We start from the raw sequence: 16,003 nt of genomic DNA, 5'->3' as shown, positions 1-16,003 counted from the left end.
ACGGCTTTACTTTTATTAGTTTTCTTCATTAAACTTAGACATATACATGTACCAGTTCCATTCCCAAGAATTTCCATTATCTTCAGAAAATGCCTGACTCCAAACAGGGTTATTTTTATCTCTTGCATCCCAGCGGAAAACCACAAGAATATCTTTTCCGTTAAAAGTATCTTTAGTAACAAAATGGCCAACATTGTTTTCAAAGGAACCTAAAACTGGCGGATCTAATCGTCCTTCATTAGAATCTGCCCAGTAAATGCTCCACAATCTGCTTTTCGGATTAAACAATCTAACGGTCATTCCTTCAAATGGCTGTCCGTCAAAATTGGCTAGGAAATTATCAATATTGCCAATTCCGTTTAAAACCTTATACATTTCTTGTGTAGATTCAAATTCGGTCCATTCAGTGCAATTAGATAATCTAGAATTGAGTTTTTTATTATGAAGTTTCCATTTTCCTTCAAAAAAATCAAAATCATGTTTAGATGAAGTGGGAGAGGCCATAATTATTAATTCTCCATTTGCATCAAAATTTATTTTCGGAATTTCTAAATTTTCAGTTTGCATCGTTTTTGGTTATTTGATTATTAAAATAAAAATAAATGGGGATCAATTAAATTTTTTAAGACGCACCTCGGTTAAAACCTATTGTTTCTCTGTACGATTGCGGAGAAATATCGGTTTTGCCTTTAAATACTCTGCTGAAATAGTATTCGTCATCGTAACCCAATTCATACGCAATCTCTTTCACTGTTTTGTTTGTAAGGTACAATTCTCTTTTTGCTTCCACAATAATTCGTTGGCCCATTATCTTAAACAACGCGGACTTAGCGAACGCCTTATCGAAACCATGCGAAGATGGCAGACCTTTGTAAAAGCAGGTTCTTTGTAAGTTTTTGTAGTGTTTTAATTTACGAATATTGAAAAAAATAGATATTGTATCTAAAATATAATATATATTTTTATTAATTGATTTACGAACTGACTAATACACCAAAAAACATGGATTCTCAAAACCAAAAAAGCAAAATAAACCGACGCAAATTTTTGCAAAACACTACATTAGCGACTGCTGGAATTTACTTGGGTATTTTAGGTACGCCTAAACTATTCGGAAATGTATTGATGGATACAAATGCTAAAGGTATTCCTGATGTTAAATTGAATAACGGATTGAAAATGCCTATGCTCGGGTTTGGAACTTATGGGCTAAGCGGTGATATATGTCAAAAATCTGTTGTAGAAGCCATATCTGCAGGTTATCGTCTTATCGATACCGCAAAAGTGTATGGGAATGAAGTAGAAGTAGGAAAAGCAATAAAACAAAGCGGAATTGATAGAAAACAGCTTTTTGTGACCTCAAAACTATGGGTTGATGATGCTGGATATGAAAATGCTAAAAAAGGTTTTGAAGAAACGCTTCAAAAACTAGGACTTGATTATCTTGATTTGTATCTAATACATCGCCCGAGAGGTGATGTAAAAGGATCTTGGAAAGCAATGGAAGAACTTTATAAAGCAGGAAAAATAAAAGCTATTGGAATTAGTAATTTCGATACAGTTCAATTAGCTGATCTTTTGTCTTATGCTCAAGTAAAACCAGTTGTTAATCAGATTGAAACCCATGCTTATTTTCAACAGACAAATGATTACTCGGTGTTAAAACAACATAATATCCAAACAGAAGCGTGGGCGCCTTTTGCAGAAGGCCGAAACGGTCTTTTTACAAATGAAGTATTAACTCAAATTACCAAGAAGTACGGTAAAACTACTGCACAGGTAAGTTTAAGATGGCATTACCAGCGCGGTATTGTGGCTATTCCGAGATCTTCTCAAAAAGTACATATTCTAGAAAACCTAAATATATTTGATTTTAAGCTTGATGATGCTGATATGAAAGCGATTGCAAAATTGGATTTAAATAAAACTCAGTTTCCAGAATGGAGTTAAAGCATGCTTAGCATCAAATTATAGCCATGAAAAAAAAGCCTATTTCGTTAGAAATAGGCTTTTTTTAGTATGTTACTTCTACAAACTTCAAGAATGCTAAGTTTCATTTTCTATGCTCATATTTAAACAACCTCATGGTTTAAAAATATTGTAAAATAAATCTTATTTACCTTTTGTTAAGTATTTTGAAGTCAAAGATGTATGTTTTTTGAAAATGAGACTGTAAGAAAAAACACTTGAATTTGATTTATTTGTATTAAAAAACTATTTTTCTTTGAGGTTTATTAGTAAAAAACTATATAAATAGAGTTTATTTTGATTTATTGGCAATTTTAATTGAGTTGTTAAAATAAAGCAAAAAAAGAGCTAAATTTAATCGAATATTTTTATTGTCTAACTTATCTAATTGTTTATGAATGTATTAGGTTTGGTGGTTAGTATTTTGTTTATAGCTGTAACAGCATATCTGCTTGTGAAAAAATTCAATCCGCAAGCTGTTCTTCTTTTTGCTGGCATCTTGATGATGGTCATGGCTTCTTTGTTAAGTTTTCCTATCACTCCTGTAGCGCAGCCAACAGGAATTTTCGTATTCGATTTATTTAAACGTCTACAAGAATCATTATCTGATAAAACTGCCAATGTCGGACTCATGATTATGACAATTGGCGGATTTGTTGCTTATATGAAGGCGATTGGAGCAAGTGATGCATTAGTGCATGTTGCTGTTAAACCGCTAGGGGTTTTTAAAAAGTTTCCGTATCTCGCAGCTTCTATAGTGATACCTATCGGTCAGGTTCTTTTTATTTGTACACCATCTGCAACAGGGTTAGGTTTATTATTAGTTGCATCATTTTTTCCCATATTAGTTTCATTAGGAGTAAGTAGAGTTTCGGCTGTGGCTGTTATTTCTGCCTGTACTGTTTTTGATATGGGACCAGCATCAGCAAATACTGCCCGTGCATCGCAACTCCTAGATATGCATAATGTAGAGTATTTTATTAAGTATCAGCTGCCACTGGTAATTCCGATGACTACGCTTCTTATGATAGTCTATTTTTTTGTAAACAGACATTATGACCAAAAATTGCCAAAAGAACATCATGAAAATTATAATCCTGATGAAATTGTTTTGAAAACACCTTTGGTTTATGCAGTGCTACCTGTTTTGCCATTATTGCTCTTAATTGTATTTTCTCCAATTCTTAATATTTTTAGTAAACCTGTTCATCTTGATACGACAACAGCAATGCTTATATCATTGGTTATTTCTATGGCAATGGAAATAATTAGGTTACGAAATGTCGAAGAAGTTTTTGCCTCACTTAAAATATTTTGGGAAGGAATGGGTAAAGTATTTGCATCTGTTGTAACGCTAATTGTTTGTGCAGAAATATTCGCTAACGGATTAATTTCACTAGGATTTATTGATAGCCTAACCAATGCTTCAATGAGTTTAGGACTTGGAATAGTAGGTATTGGAATATTAATGACTATTATAATTTTCCTAGCTTCTGTACTCATGGGTAGCGGTAATGCTTCTTTCTTTTCTTTCTCACCATTAGTTCCTGGAATCGCAGCCAAATTTAATACATCAGCAGCAGGAATTATTTTGCCAATGCAGCTTTCATCAAGCATGGGAAGAGCAGTATCGCCAATTGCGGGTGTAATAGTAGGTATCGCTAAAATAGCAGAGGTTCAGCCAATGGATCTTGCAAAACGCAACGTAATTCCCATGTCAGTAGGTTTATTGTTTATGCTCATATTTCATTATTTTATTTAAAAATTTAAGTAAAGATGTTTAAACTGATAAAAAATTCAATCCTATATGCTCCCGAATCATTGGGGAAAAAAGATATTCTGATTTGTGGAGAAAAAATCGCGCTAATCAGTGATAAAATAAGCCCAAATCTTCCAGATGTTGAGATTATTGATGCAAACGGAAAAACAGTAACGCCAGGATTTATAGATCAGCATGTGCATATTACAGGTGCTGGTGGTAAGCACGGCTTTCAGTCGCTTACGCCAGAAATTGCTTTGACTGAATTTATTACCTGCGGAACAACAACTGTAGTGGGACTGCTAGGTACAGATGGCGCCACAAAAAGTCTGAAAGCACTTTACGCTAAAACCAAAGCGCTAGACAATGAAGGCATTACCGCTTATATGCTAACCAGCTATTTTGGTTTGCCTCCAATCACTATGATGGGTTCAGTATTAGAAGATATGCTGTTTATAGATAAAGTATTAGGATGTAAAGTAGCAATTAGTGACGAACGCTCTTCTTTTCCTACTGCCAAAGAACTGTTGTCAATTCTAAAAGATGTACATGTTGGTGGTTTAACATCAGGTAAAAAAGGAATTATGCATGTGCATCTCGGAGCACTCAAAACCAACATGCAGTTATTGCTTGATTTGGTAGAACAATACGATTTTCCTATCCGAAATATATCGCCAACACATGTAGGCAGAACAGCTCCCTTATTTGAGGAAGCGATTCGCTTTGCAAAACTAGGCGGAATGATTGATATAACAACAGGCGGAACTAAATTTGACGAACCTTATAAACAAGTGCTTTATGCTCTGGATAAAGGAGTTCCAATAGAAAATATGACCTTCAGCAGTGATGGTAACGCTGGTTTAGGGGTAAATGACAAAGACGGTAATTTGGTAGGCTTCAAAAAAGCACCCATTGATCTGAATTATAAGCAGGTGCAAAAACTGGTAAAAGAAGCTAATATGCCTATAGGGCAAGCTATTCAGTTGGTAACATCAGGTCCTGCACGTAATTTATCACTTACACAAAAAGGAAGAGTCTTCGTAGGAGGCGACGCCGATTTATGTTTGTTTGATTCCAATTTTAATTTGACGGATGTCATAGCTCGAGGTAGAGTAATGATGAAGGAAAAAGAAATTTTAGTACGCGGAAGTTTTGAAAAGAAAGATTAGATGAATATGAAAATAAAACTATTCTTATTGCTGTTATTCTTCTCAAACTGCTACTTTGCAATAGCACAGGAAGATGACGAACTGGAGGTAAAGAACGAAATGGACTCTGAACAGACAGCTCAAACTCAAGAGGTATCTGAAGCCATGCGTTTGAAAAAAGGCTATTCATTAGGCGATGGATTGACTCTGGAATCTGAAAGCACTTGGCTTAACTTTACGCAAAGTTTGCAGTTGTTGGCAGGTGTGAATTCTATTGACGGCTTTGACACGTACAGTTCAGAATTTAATATTCGTAGAGCTAGGTTTAATTTTAGAGGAACTTTATTCAATGAAAAAGTATATGTAAGACTCCGTGTAAATCTAGTTGGAAATTATCAGAGCACGACAACTGGATCGCGTTCTTATAATGGTACATTGCAAGACGCATTAATAGAATATAGACCAACTCCCAACCATCGAATCAATTTTGGTGTGCGTGCCAATTATGACGACTCGAGAGAAGCTAGGATAGAAGGGGAGTCTCTTGGCTTTATTGAAAGAAGTGCCATATCTACAGCCTTTGATCCAATATTTGATTATGGAATAAGATATTATGGCGTATATCGTTTTGGAGGAAATGTCCTCAAACCGTATGTTTCCATCACTACCGGAGACGGAACTTCTGCTTTGCAAAAGAATTACGGCGGATTTAAATATGGTATTCGTTTAGATTATCTGCCTTTTGGAACCTTTAGTAAAGGAGGTGAATATTTTATGGATGATTTAGTGCATGAACGTGTGCCGAAATTAATAATCGGTCCTACTTTTAGTTATAACGATGGTATTAGTTCAGCAAAAGGAACCAATGGCGGAAGGTATATTTATGGTGATGCAGCACAGAATGAGCTTTTGCCTGATTTAATTAAGACGGGAATTGACTACATGTTCAAATATCGCGGATGGTATTCTCTAGGCGAATATGTTTATACTCATGCTAAAGTGCCATCAGGTATTGCAGGAGAGTTTAGCACAAGCGGAAAATTTACACCATATACAGGCCAAACTCCAGAACAAATAAAAAATACGGTGCTTAGCCGATTAAATGTAGGAAGCGGCTTTAATGTGCAGGCAGGATATTGTTTTAATTCATTTGCCTTATCTGGCAGATACTCGTATATCGAGAACGATCCTAATACCGCCAATTTTGCAGACATGAACCGTTATTACAGTTGTGTTGGAACCTTTTATTTTAGCGGACATAATTTAAAACTGCAGACCGAAGTGGGTTATCAGGAATACAAAGACATGTTAAAAACACCTGATGTAAAGGGAAATATATATGGTCAAATAATGTTTACTCTTCAATTATAGCGAAAATGAAAAAGTCACTATTAATTATCATGTTTACAATCTGTGCTGTCTCCGTAATGCAGGGGCAGACAGAAGATATTTATCAAAAATATTTTCCAGACCCAGCGACAGATATGCCATTGCCAATTACAAAAGGGAATTCGACATTTAATTACTTTACTAAGTATAAAGATGTGATTTCTTTTATTCAGGAATTAGCAGCCAAATATCCAGATATAATGACGGTTAGTTCGATTGGAACAACTCAAAAAGGAAAAAATCAGCCCATGGTTTTACTGACACGTAAAAGCAAGGTAGCAGATGAAGATAAATTGAGAGTCACTTTTATAGGTGGTATACATGGTAATGAACCTTTATCAACCGATGGTATGCTATATTTAATGTATTTGGTAACCCATGATGCTTCAAATACTGCTATGCTTGATAATATGATTTTACAGGTTATACCCATGGTAAATGCAGACGGAAGAACTGCAGAAACAAGGGCAAGCAATAACAGTGTTGATTTAAATAGGGATCTTACGATTCTTAATGCAAAAGAAAGTACAAATCTTAAAATAGCAATTAACAAATTTGATCCTCATGTAGTGGTAGATTTTCATGAATTTTCACCAGCAAGATTAGATTTTAAAGAACTAAATGATTGTTATACATCGGCTTATGATATTTTATTCCTTTATACGGGAAATTTAAATGTAGATCCTGCAATTCGTGATGTAATCAAAACAGTATTTGTAGAGCCTACAAAATCTTTTTTAACCAGTCATGGCCGAAGAGTTGCAGATTATTGTACCACATTTATGAAAGACAATAAAGTCTGGCTAAATATAGGAGGTATTGCTTCACGTTCAAGCGCAACGAATTACGCACTGCAAAATAGAATTTCTATGTTAATGGAAATTCGCGGATTATCAGAAAAAGAAAAGTCGGCTAAAAGAAGAACTGAAACGGCAGCTCTCACAGGATTATCATATTTAAAGATTGCACACGATCATGAAGCGGAAATACGAAATGCTATTAAAACGGCTAATAAGAATGCTGTAGAAGCTACACGTGTTTCTGTCAGCACTTCAAAACCTGAAATAATAAAAAGGGATTATCATTTTGTAGACAAGTGTAAAGTTTCTGATACAACCATTGTTTTTAATGCTAATTACAATGTAAATCAGTCTCCTGTTATTACTCGGCCAAAACCTGGTGCATTTATAATTTTTCCAGCATCAGAGAAAGTAAAAAAAGTACTTGAAGTATCGGGTGTTTCCGTTAAAGTGATAAAACAGCCCTTCCAGTTTAACCGCATAGAACAATATGCCGTAAATCAAAACGGACAAATAAACATTGTAGAAGGAGCAGTTTCTGTACCAGAAGATGCTCTTGTTATTGATTCTCAACAGCCTATGAGCAATGTAATTGCTGACCTTATAGAGCCTGATGGTGCAAACTCTCTGTATGCAAATAATATTATCAGAAAAAAAAGCAAAGAAAATATGATTCCTATATATCGTATATCTCGTGAACAATTATCTCAATTATCCACTAAATAATAACAGTATGAAATTAAAATACACCCTGTTTATATTTTGCACATTAGCAATTGCATTTCAATCGTTACGTGCGCAAGTGTCTGAGGTAGGAAAATCTGACTCAAATGTCCGTTATGTTACTGGAGAAGGCACATATATCACGCTTAGCAAAAAAGACAAATTTATTTTTAATATTAATGCCACTTTGCAGCCTGGTTTTCAATTAAAGAGTGAAGATGTTGAAGATGTGACCACAAATTCAGAACAGTTATCTCTTAACCTTGTTCGTCTCGGACTTAATTTTTCGGCTTACGACAATAGGCTTACAATGGCCATTTTATCTGATTTTACTGGAACAACAGGTATATTGGAAGGATGGATCGGAATTGCTAGCAAAAATAAAAAGTACAGACTTGTATTTGGTGAAAGACAAACTAATACCAATAACAGACTTGCAATGGCCGATGAAAGATATGCATCGGTTATGGCACCAACAATATCTGGAAAATCGAATGATGGAAGTATATATGGCGGTTTAATGCAAAATTTTGTAAGCACAACAAGAGAAGGCGGTTTGTATTTTGAAACCAATTTCAGCATTAATAAAATGAGATTGTATCCATCTGTATCGATCACTACAGGAGAAGGACAGGGATTTTTCGATCCAGTGGCTAATTCTGGTTTCAAGTATGGAGGAAGAATTGATTTTATGCCTTTGGGAGATTTTATCAAGAACAATGCTTTTATATCTCAAGACATTTATCATGAGCCAAAACCAAAATTTGCGATTGGAGTTGCAGACAGTTATAATGTAAAAACGAGTAATTCTATTGGTGCGGGAAATGGTACAGTTTCAGGGATTTACGATGAAACTGGTAAAGCAGCTTTTGCAAATTATAATAAATTCGTTTTGGATTTAATATTTAAGTATAACGGTTTTGCTTTTGTGGGAGAATATATTGATGGATCTATTCATGGAAAAGATTTATTCACAGACACTGCAGGCGCGGTTAGACTTACACCAGAAAATGCTTCTGCAAAATATAGTGTGGGAAGCGCAATCAACGTCCAATCTTCTTATGTTACACACGATGGTTGGGCAATTGAAGGGCGTTATTCTTATGTTAAACCTGAGTTTGATGTCGCAACATCTATAATTCAGACGCAACATTGGTATACCGCAGCATTTAATAAATATATGATGAATAATGCTTTGAAGTTTGGAATTAATGCGACCTATATTGACCAGAATGGAGCCGGTCAGAACAAAACAACATGGATCAATAACCTTGCAGTACAAATTTCATTTTAAATTAACAGTTATGAAAGCACTAAAAATACTAGCGATTGCCTTATTGTTGGCTGGATGCGATTCAAATATTGATTTTTCGGGCCCATCGCCAGAACCGCCTTCACCAGACGAAGGAAAAGATCTCCTTATAACTGAAATTGCAACATTCATTAATACAGATGCAACCGCAGGCGGAGTTAGAAATCACTATGTTGAATTGTATAACGGTACAGGAAATGCGATAGATTTGTCAAAATATGCTATTGGATATCAGGCTACAACTGATGAAAGCACGTTGACAGACTGGAGCTTTACCAGCAGTGCCAATTATTTATTATTGACAGGATCGTTAGAAAAAGGAAAATGTTATGTTATTGCTTCTCCACAGGCAAGTACAACTGTAGTAAAGCGTGATACCGAATGGGGAACTACAAGCAGTGCAAATGCAGATGCAAGTAAACCTTTGCAGTTAAGCGGAAATAGCGGTATTGCCCTTTTAAAAAAGGATGCAGCAGGAAAATATACTCTAAACGGAGAATCTTATAGTGTTATTGATGCTTTTGGTAGTCCAAATGTAGCGCGTGTAACTTCGGGCGGAAGCAACAGTGGTCGTAATAATTTTATGTGGACAATTGCTGGAGAAACTAAAGACACACGTAACAGAACGTTTTGGAGAAAAGGAACGGTAAAAGATCCTAACCCTGATTGGGCTACTACCAAAGGAACTTCTGCTAGCAATTCAGAATGGACTATTTCTGGAGATAGAACATGGGATTACACCAATCTAGGACTTCGTTGAAATTAATATTTTAAGGATGCATGCCACTTAAAAATCATGAAAACCGCTATTAGCGGTTTTTTTTATATCTATGCCTTTAAAAGAATGGCAAAAACAAATTAAAGAGAATTGAGACATTTTATTCAAATAATATTTAAAAAAGTGGCTTTGCACGATTCCTTTTTTAACTTATCTTCGCTGTTTATACATTTCCAAAAACATTTAACTCCTTTAAATCCTAATTTGTGAAAGAAAAACATGAAGCTATAGAAGAAAACCAGCTTAAACGTGGGTTGACTAACCGTCACATTCAATTAATTGCCTTAGGCGGATCAATAGGAACAGGGCTTTTCCTTGGTATTGGTCCAGCAGCTGTATTAGCAGGACCATCTGTTATTTTAGGATATGCTATTGCCGGAATCATTGCCTTTTTTATTATGAGACAGCTTGGAGAAATGGTTGTCGAAGAGCCTGTATCTGGAAGTTTTAGCTATTTTGCCTATAAATATTGCGGTTCTTTTGCTGGTTTTGCATCTGGTTGGAATTATTGGATTTTATATATTTTAGTCAGTATGGCCGAACTTACAGCCATTGGTGTTTATGTGCAATTTTGGTGGCCAGAAGTTCCGCTTTGGGCTTCGAGTTTATTTTTCTTTCTAGTTATCAATGCTTTAAATTTTGCTTCGGTAAAAGTTTACGGAGAAACAGAATTCTGGTTTTCAATTATAAAAGTGGTTGCCATTATTGCAATGATTCTTTTTGGAACTTATTTATTGATAAGTGGAACAGGAGGAGAACATGCTACAATTCATAATTTATATAACGATGGAGGCTTTTTTCCAAAAGGTTTCTTCGAAAAAACGGCAAATGGCAGTTTTCAAGGATTATTATCAGCGATGGCTTTAATTATGTTCTCTTTTGGAGGTTTAGAACTAATTGGAATTACCGCTGCCGAGGCCGAAAATCCAGAAAAAAATATTCCAAAAGCAACCAATCAGGTTATTTATAGAATTCTTATATTTTATGTGGGTGCTTTGGTCATTTTATTTGCTTTGTCACCTTGGAGACAAATTACTACAGACAGCAGTCCGTTTGTAATGGTTTTTCAGAATTTAAACGGAATGGAATTTGAGCTGTTTGGCAACAAAATATACTTTACGCGACTTATCGCCAATGTGTTGAATTTAATTGTATTAACTGCTGCTTTATCTGTATACAATAGTAGTGTATACAGCAACTCACGAATGTTATTTGGTTTGGCAGATCAAGGCAGTGCCCCTAAGTTTTTAAAGAAACTAAACAAACAATCAGTACCTGTTAACGCCATTTTAATTTCTTCATGCTTTGCAGCGATCTGTATTTTAATCAACAAGGTAATTCCAGAAGAGGCATTTAGCATTTTAATGTCTTTAGTAGTGTCTTGCTTGGTTATTAACTGGGTTATGATTTCGTATACACATCTTCAATTTAGACGCACGAAAGAAAAGGAAAACACAAAAACTAAGTTTGCATCCATATTTTATCCAGTTAGCAATTACATCTGTTTTGTATTTTTATTAGGTATCTTATGTATCATGTGGATGACCAATATGAAATTATCAGTAGAATTAATTCCTATTTGGCTGGGTATTCTGTTTGTATTTTACAAAGTTTTTAAAACAAAGAATACGTAGTTTTAATCGTATTTTTATTCTAGGCATTGAAAATCAGCATTGATATGATTTTCAATGCTTTTTTTTTCACTAGTCATGATAAAACAGTTTAGTTTATTCTGGTTACTTGCAATATGTTTTTCTAGTTTAGAAAAATAACCCTATTTGATAAAACTAAAATAAATTGTACCTTTTACATAGCTTTAAATTAAATAGATTAAAATATAAATTATGATAAAGTCTATAAATCCTTATAATCAGGAAACGGTATACGAATCTGCTGAATTAGAGAGTCAAGATATTAAGAATGCAATTGACAAGGCAGATCTGCAATATAAATTATGGAAAGAAGTTCCATTTTCTGAACGCTCCATATTGATGAAAAATGCTGGTCAGGAACTGAGAAAAAACGCTCGTGAATATGCACAGATTATAACTCAGGAAATGGGAAAACCAATTACTCAGTCAATAGCAGAAATAGAAAAATGTGCTGCTTTGTGTGATTTTTATGCGACGCATGCTTCTGAAATGCTTGCAGATAAAATAATTGAAACAGAAGCGCATAAAAGTTACGTTAGTTACGAACCAATTGGAGTTGTTTTGGCTATTATGCCTTGGAATTATCCATTCTGGCAAGTTATGCGTTTTGCTGTGCCTGCGCTGATGGCGGGAAATGTCGGAATATTGAAACATGCCAGCAATGTAATGAAGTGCGCTATGAGTATTGAAAAAATATTCGAAAAAGCAGGTTTTCCTAAAGGTTGTTTTACTAATCTGCCAATTGGCAGTAAAAAGGTAGAAGAAATCATTAGAAATCCAAAAATGAAAGCGGTCACACTTACCGGAAGTGAAGCAGCGGGCAGGGCTGTAGCCGCTGTTGCGGGAAGCGAAATTAAAAAAACAGTGCTAGAACTTGGAGGAAGCAATGCCTTGGTTGTTTTTGCAGACTGTAATCTGGAACAAACAGTAAAAACTTGTGTACAAGCACGTTTTCAGAATGCGGGGCAGAGCTGTATTGCTGGAAAGCGTTTATTGGTAGAATCATCTATTGCCAAAGAATTTACAAAAGCCTTTCTTGAAGGTGTTAGAGGCCTTCGTCACGGAGATCCTTTAAGTGAAGAAACCACAATTGGAACTATGGCTCGTATTGATCTTGCCGAAGAACTCGAAAAACAGCTTGAGCAGACACTAGAAAAAGGCGCCGTAGTTTTGCTGGGAGGTAAAAGAAATAAAGCTTATTTTGAACCTACTGTTATAGGAAATGTTACTGCGGAGATGTCTATTTTTAAAGAAGAAATTTTTGGTCCCGTAATCGGAATCACGACTTTTAAAAATGAAGAAGAAGCTATCGAGCTTTCAAATAGCAGTCCGTTTGGGCTTGGAGTTACAATTTTTACGGAAGACTTTGAAAAAGCCGTCCGATTATTGCCAAAATTTGATGAAGGAGCAGTATTTGTAAACGAACTCGTAAAGAGCGACCAAAGATTGCCTTTTGGAGGAACTAAAAATTCTGGATACGGACGTGAACTTTCGCAAGATGGTATTCAGGAATTTGTAAACAAGAAAACGGTTTACATTAATAAATATAAAAATTAAATTAATTGATTTCTTTGCATCATACTATGAGCAGCACATTTTCTGACAGCAATCAAATAGGAATAGTATCTACTTTCTCTGAACTTGTAAAGACCAATTTTAAAGGAGAAATGAATGCACTTTGCTGGCACAGAAATCTGGATGGCGATTTTAGCGAGATTGTTGCCAAGTTGTCTTTAAGAGAAAATATAACCGAAGTTTCTCCCGCAGATTTAATTGCGCTTCAACTTTCGGAAAAGGGAAATATAGCAAGAGAAATAATCTTAAACGATTTACAATTATTAGCCGATTTCGGAGCTTCGCCTTCTCTCAATTTACTGAAATGTTATGAACGTGATGATGAATTTGATTTCATATCTACCGATGTGTATTCGTTTCACGTAGATCGTTCGCCTATTGCAACAGACACTTTTTTATGCACCTATCACGGAGCGGCAAGCGATATTGTTTCTAATACGCAGGCAGAACAAAAAATCTTAATTCCAGAAATTCGAGCGAAGCTAAAAGAGCTTCATGATGGACCAGAGAATGAGTTCGAAGACTTTTTAAAGGAAAATTATTTTGATTTGCACTATCAATTACACAAAGATGCAGAACCTATTAATCTCGGCTTAGGACATCTTTGGCGTCTGGCTGTAGATCATCCAAAACAAGAAGTATTGCCCTGTGTTCATAGAGCACCAGTAGAAAATGATGGAGAATATCGATTGTTGCTGATTTGTTGATGAAACTAAATGCGTATATTTGATACATGAATAAACAAACTCCTTTTTCGGTATGCGGAGAATTATTGTCGGCTCCAATGCACATTTGCGGTTTTTTCGATTCGAGAGAACAGCAATATGAAGTAATCATTCCTTATATTTTGGAGGGTTTGGAGGCCAATGACAAAGTAATCAACATTCTTGAAGGAAACCGTCATGGTGAACATTGCCGTTGTCTGGCTGATAATGGAATTTCTATCGCTGAAAAACTGTCTAGCGGTCAATTGGAAGTGATGGCTTCTGAAAATTCTTATATCAAAGATGGCGAGTTCGCTGCAGATAAAATGTACAAAATGCTCGAACAGACTTTACTGTCGGCTTCAAGAGCGGGTTATGATAGTGTCAGAGCTTGCGGAGATATGGTTTGGGCGCTCAAAAACCTGCCAGGAACCGATGAACTTTTAGAATATGAAGCCAGACTGAATCTGCTAACTCCGCAACATTCAGTTTCATTAATTTGTATGTACGATATAAGTAGTTTCAGTTCAAATACGCTTACAGATATATTGCTTACACATCCTTATGTAATCAAAGATGGGAAAATCAGCAAAAATCCGCATTATGTAGAACCTTTAGAATTGCTTTCTAATCTTTCTTCTCGATCTAGTGCGCTTAAATCTTAAATCATATTTTCCTTTTCCGTTAGGCTAATTTATCCATGAGTTAAAAACTATGTCAAATATCTAGATGATGGCAGTTTTAAGTCTAAATAAGGTGTAAATCCTACAAAATTATTCTTAAATATAACAGAAAGGAGAATTTTTGTTATATTTACACAAACAAGCTGATTATGAGTATGTAGTAGTTTGGTTGTTAAAGAAAAATCCAAATTTAAGGCTGATAAAAAAAAGTTAAAAACATTCTTTATTTTAAAGTGGCACAATTCGTGCCTGCAAAAAAATCATAAATAATCAGAACGCTTAATCGGTGTTCTAAAAAAATTAAAATAAATGAAAAGATTTAAATGTATGTATGTTTTTGTAGTAGTGTTATTATCAACATTTACATATGGTCAGGAAAGTTTAAAAATGTTTGTAAAAGAAAGTAAAGTGCCATGTACGGGTGTTGGCCCAATGGAATGTCTACAGGTAAAGTATGACAACGACAAAGAATGGCAGCTTTTTTATAATCATATTGAAGGTTTTAATTTTGAAAAAGGAAACCGATATGAATTACTGGTTACGAAAGCCAAAAGACCAGAACCTATTCCGGCCGATGCTTCTGCATACGAGTATAAATTGAAAAGTATAATTTCTAAAACTCCTGTAACTAAGGAAAAAGGAATTTATAATACCAAAATGATTTTAACCCAATTAAACGGGAAAAAGATAAACAGCGGAAAAGCATTTATCACCATTAACGATGAAACGGGCACAATAAGCGGTAAAAACGGATGTAATAATTTCAACGTAAAATACACGAAGCTTTCTTCAAAGAATCAAATTAAGACCAATTCTCCTATGGGAACTTTAATGGCTTGTGATAGCGAAAGCATGAAATTAGAACAAGATTTTAGCGCTGCGATCACAAACAAAAAGTTCAAAATTGTAAAGAAAAACAATAAAGTACAGTTTAAAAACACTAAGAACAAAGTGGTTATGGAATTTTCTATTCCAACTCAAGATGAATTGTGGAGCTTTATTGCAAAAAACAATTGGAAACTAATCGCACTAGAAAATGTTGGACAAGATTACGGAAAAGCTTCTATTAAGTTTAACCCAGCAGAAAAGAAAGTGAGCGGAAATTCAGGTTGCAACAACTTCTCGGGAACTTATGAAACTAATGGCGATACTATTTCTTTTGATAAAGTAGCGGTTACGGCAATGGCATGTATTAGTGAAGAAGCAAATAAAACAGAGCAAAAAATGTTATCGTATTTAAATAATAAAGATTTACGTTTTGATGTAGCAGAACAAACTCTTAATTTTTATCTTAACGATAGATTGGTCATGATGTTTGGTATTACGAAATAAATACATTTATATAAATCATCTTAAAATAAATGATGATTTATAAAGATTAAATAAAAAACCAGTGAAGTTAATTCACTGGTTTTTTTTATGAATAATTTATTGTTTTTGTAGTAAATAGATTTGGGTGAATATGCAAATTGAGAAGAATAAATTTTTTTAATCAAACTACTCTCGAGAAAT

General features: G+C 34.8%; 14 protein-coding genes. 12 read left to right on the top strand and 2 right to left on the bottom strand.

From position 1 onward, the window contains the following. Positions 1-15 precede the first annotated feature (15 nt). Together LPB248_RS00850 and LPB248_RS00845 are read right to left on the bottom strand one after the other, a co-directional pair. Positions 16-567: a hypothetical protein gene (locus LPB248_RS00850; RefSeq protein ID WP_177209728.1), complete on the bottom strand. Its 552-nt coding sequence runs from the start codon at positions 565-567 to the stop codon at positions 16-18. A 55-nt stretch (positions 568-622) separates the two neighbouring features. Next, positions 623-808, bottom strand: a complete 186-nt coding sequence (locus tag LPB248_RS00845) for a helix-turn-helix domain-containing protein (protein ID WP_255462977.1) — start codon at positions 806-808, stop codon at positions 623-625. Between the two features lie 194 nt (positions 809-1,002). Between LPB248_RS00845 and LPB248_RS00840 the strand changes: the two genes are divergently transcribed. The 12 genes from LPB248_RS00840 (at position 1,003) to LPB248_RS00785 (ending at position 15,823) form a co-directional block, all read left to right on the top strand. After that, a complete protein-coding gene (locus LPB248_RS00840) occupies positions 1,003-1,950 on the top strand; it encodes an aldo/keto reductase (RefSeq protein ID WP_218279846.1) in 948 nt (315 codons plus the stop codon). A 412-nt stretch (positions 1,951-2,362) separates the two neighbouring features. Beyond that, positions 2,363-3,730, top strand: coding sequence for a C4-dicarboxylate transporter DcuC (dcuC, locus tag LPB248_RS00835; protein WP_177209727.1), 1,368 nt, complete (start codon positions 2,363-2,365; stop codon positions 3,728-3,730). Positions 3,731-3,744: 14 nt separating this feature from the next. Then, a complete protein-coding gene (gene iadA / locus LPB248_RS00830) occupies positions 3,745-4,896 on the top strand; it encodes a beta-aspartyl-peptidase (protein WP_177209726.1) in 1,152 nt (383 codons plus the stop codon). Beyond that, on the top strand, positions 4,897-6,246 hold the full coding sequence (locus LPB248_RS00825) for a hypothetical protein (RefSeq protein WP_218279845.1): 1,350 nt from the start codon (positions 4,897-4,899) through the stop codon (positions 6,244-6,246). Positions 6,247-6,251: 5 nt separating this feature from the next. Next, on the top strand, positions 6,252-7,790 hold the full coding sequence (locus tag LPB248_RS00820) for a M14 family zinc carboxypeptidase (RefSeq protein ID WP_177209724.1): 1,539 nt from the start codon (positions 6,252-6,254) through the stop codon (positions 7,788-7,790). A 7-nt stretch (positions 7,791-7,797) separates the two neighbouring features. Continuing rightward, the gene (locus LPB248_RS00815; RefSeq protein WP_177209723.1) at positions 7,798-9,081 is read left to right on the top strand and encodes a hypothetical protein; all 1,284 of its coding nucleotides are present in this window, start codon (positions 7,798-7,800) and stop codon (positions 9,079-9,081) included. Between the two features lie 10 nt (positions 9,082-9,091). Beyond that, positions 9,092-9,859, top strand: coding sequence for a lamin tail domain-containing protein (locus LPB248_RS00810; RefSeq protein WP_177209722.1), 768 nt, complete (start codon positions 9,092-9,094; stop codon positions 9,857-9,859). A gap of 224 nt (positions 9,860-10,083) precedes the next feature. Continuing rightward, the gene (locus tag LPB248_RS00805; RefSeq protein ID WP_177209721.1) at positions 10,084-11,511 is read left to right on the top strand and encodes an amino acid permease; all 1,428 of its coding nucleotides are present in this window, start codon (positions 10,084-10,086) and stop codon (positions 11,509-11,511) included. Between the two features lie 210 nt (positions 11,512-11,721). Next, a complete protein-coding gene (locus tag LPB248_RS00800) occupies positions 11,722-13,086 on the top strand; it encodes an NAD-dependent succinate-semialdehyde dehydrogenase (RefSeq protein WP_177209720.1) in 1,365 nt (454 codons plus the stop codon). 26 nt (positions 13,087-13,112) lie between these two features. Then, positions 13,113-13,811 (top strand): DUF1826 domain-containing protein, encoded by a 699-nt coding sequence (locus LPB248_RS00795; protein ID WP_177212480.1) that lies wholly within the window; start codon positions 13,113-13,115, stop codon positions 13,809-13,811. A gap of 26 nt (positions 13,812-13,837) precedes the next feature. Next, complete coding sequence (locus tag LPB248_RS00790) at positions 13,838-14,473, top strand: MEDS domain-containing protein (protein ID WP_177209719.1); 636 nt, start codon at positions 13,838-13,840, stop codon at positions 14,471-14,473. A 327-nt stretch (positions 14,474-14,800) separates the two neighbouring features. Further along, entirely contained in the window at positions 14,801-15,823 is a 1,023-nt protein-coding gene (locus LPB248_RS00785) for an META domain-containing protein (RefSeq protein ID WP_177209718.1), read from the top strand. Positions 15,824-16,003: the final 180 nt, after the last annotated feature.

Source organism: Flavobacterium sp. LPB0248, from assembly GCF_013388355.1.
Taxonomy (GTDB): domain Bacteria; phylum Bacteroidota; class Bacteroidia; order Flavobacteriales; family Flavobacteriaceae; genus Flavobacterium.
The sequence above is the reverse complement of the archived record's forward strand: the minus strand, read 5'-3'. Positions and strand labels throughout refer to the sequence as shown.

Coding starts and splice junctions, on each gene's coding strand:
- LPB248_RS00795 (WP_177212480.1), top strand. CDS start 13,113: ATGAGCAGCACATTTTCTGACAGCAATCAAATAGGAATAGTATCTACT.
- LPB248_RS00840 (WP_218279846.1), top strand. CDS start 1,003: ATGGATTCTCAAAACCAAAAAAGCAAAATAAACCGACGCAAATTTTTG.
- LPB248_RS00820 (WP_177209724.1), top strand. CDS start 6,252: ATGAAAAAGTCACTATTAATTATCATGTTTACAATCTGTGCTGTCTCC.
- LPB248_RS00815 (WP_177209723.1), top strand. CDS start 7,798: ATGAAATTAAAATACACCCTGTTTATATTTTGCACATTAGCAATTGCA.
- LPB248_RS00790 (WP_177209719.1), top strand. CDS start 13,838: ATGAATAAACAAACTCCTTTTTCGGTATGCGGAGAATTATTGTCGGCT.
- LPB248_RS00810 (WP_177209722.1), top strand. CDS start 9,092: ATGAAAGCACTAAAAATACTAGCGATTGCCTTATTGTTGGCTGGATGC.
- LPB248_RS00850 (WP_177209728.1), bottom strand. CDS start 567: ATGCAAACTGAAAATTTAGAAATTCCGAAAATAAATTTTGATGCAAAT.
- iadA (WP_177209726.1), top strand. CDS start 3,745: ATGTTTAAACTGATAAAAAATTCAATCCTATATGCTCCCGAATCATTG.
- LPB248_RS00785 (WP_177209718.1), top strand. CDS start 14,801: ATGAAAAGATTTAAATGTATGTATGTTTTTGTAGTAGTGTTATTATCA.
- LPB248_RS00800 (WP_177209720.1), top strand. CDS start 11,722: ATGATAAAGTCTATAAATCCTTATAATCAGGAAACGGTATACGAATCT.
- LPB248_RS00845 (WP_255462977.1), bottom strand. CDS start 808: ATGGGCCAACGAATTATTGTGGAAGCAAAAAGAGAATTGTACCTTACA.
- dcuC (WP_177209727.1), top strand. CDS start 2,363: ATGAATGTATTAGGTTTGGTGGTTAGTATTTTGTTTATAGCTGTAACA.
- LPB248_RS00825 (WP_218279845.1), top strand. CDS start 4,897: ATGAATATGAAAATAAAACTATTCTTATTGCTGTTATTCTTCTCAAAC.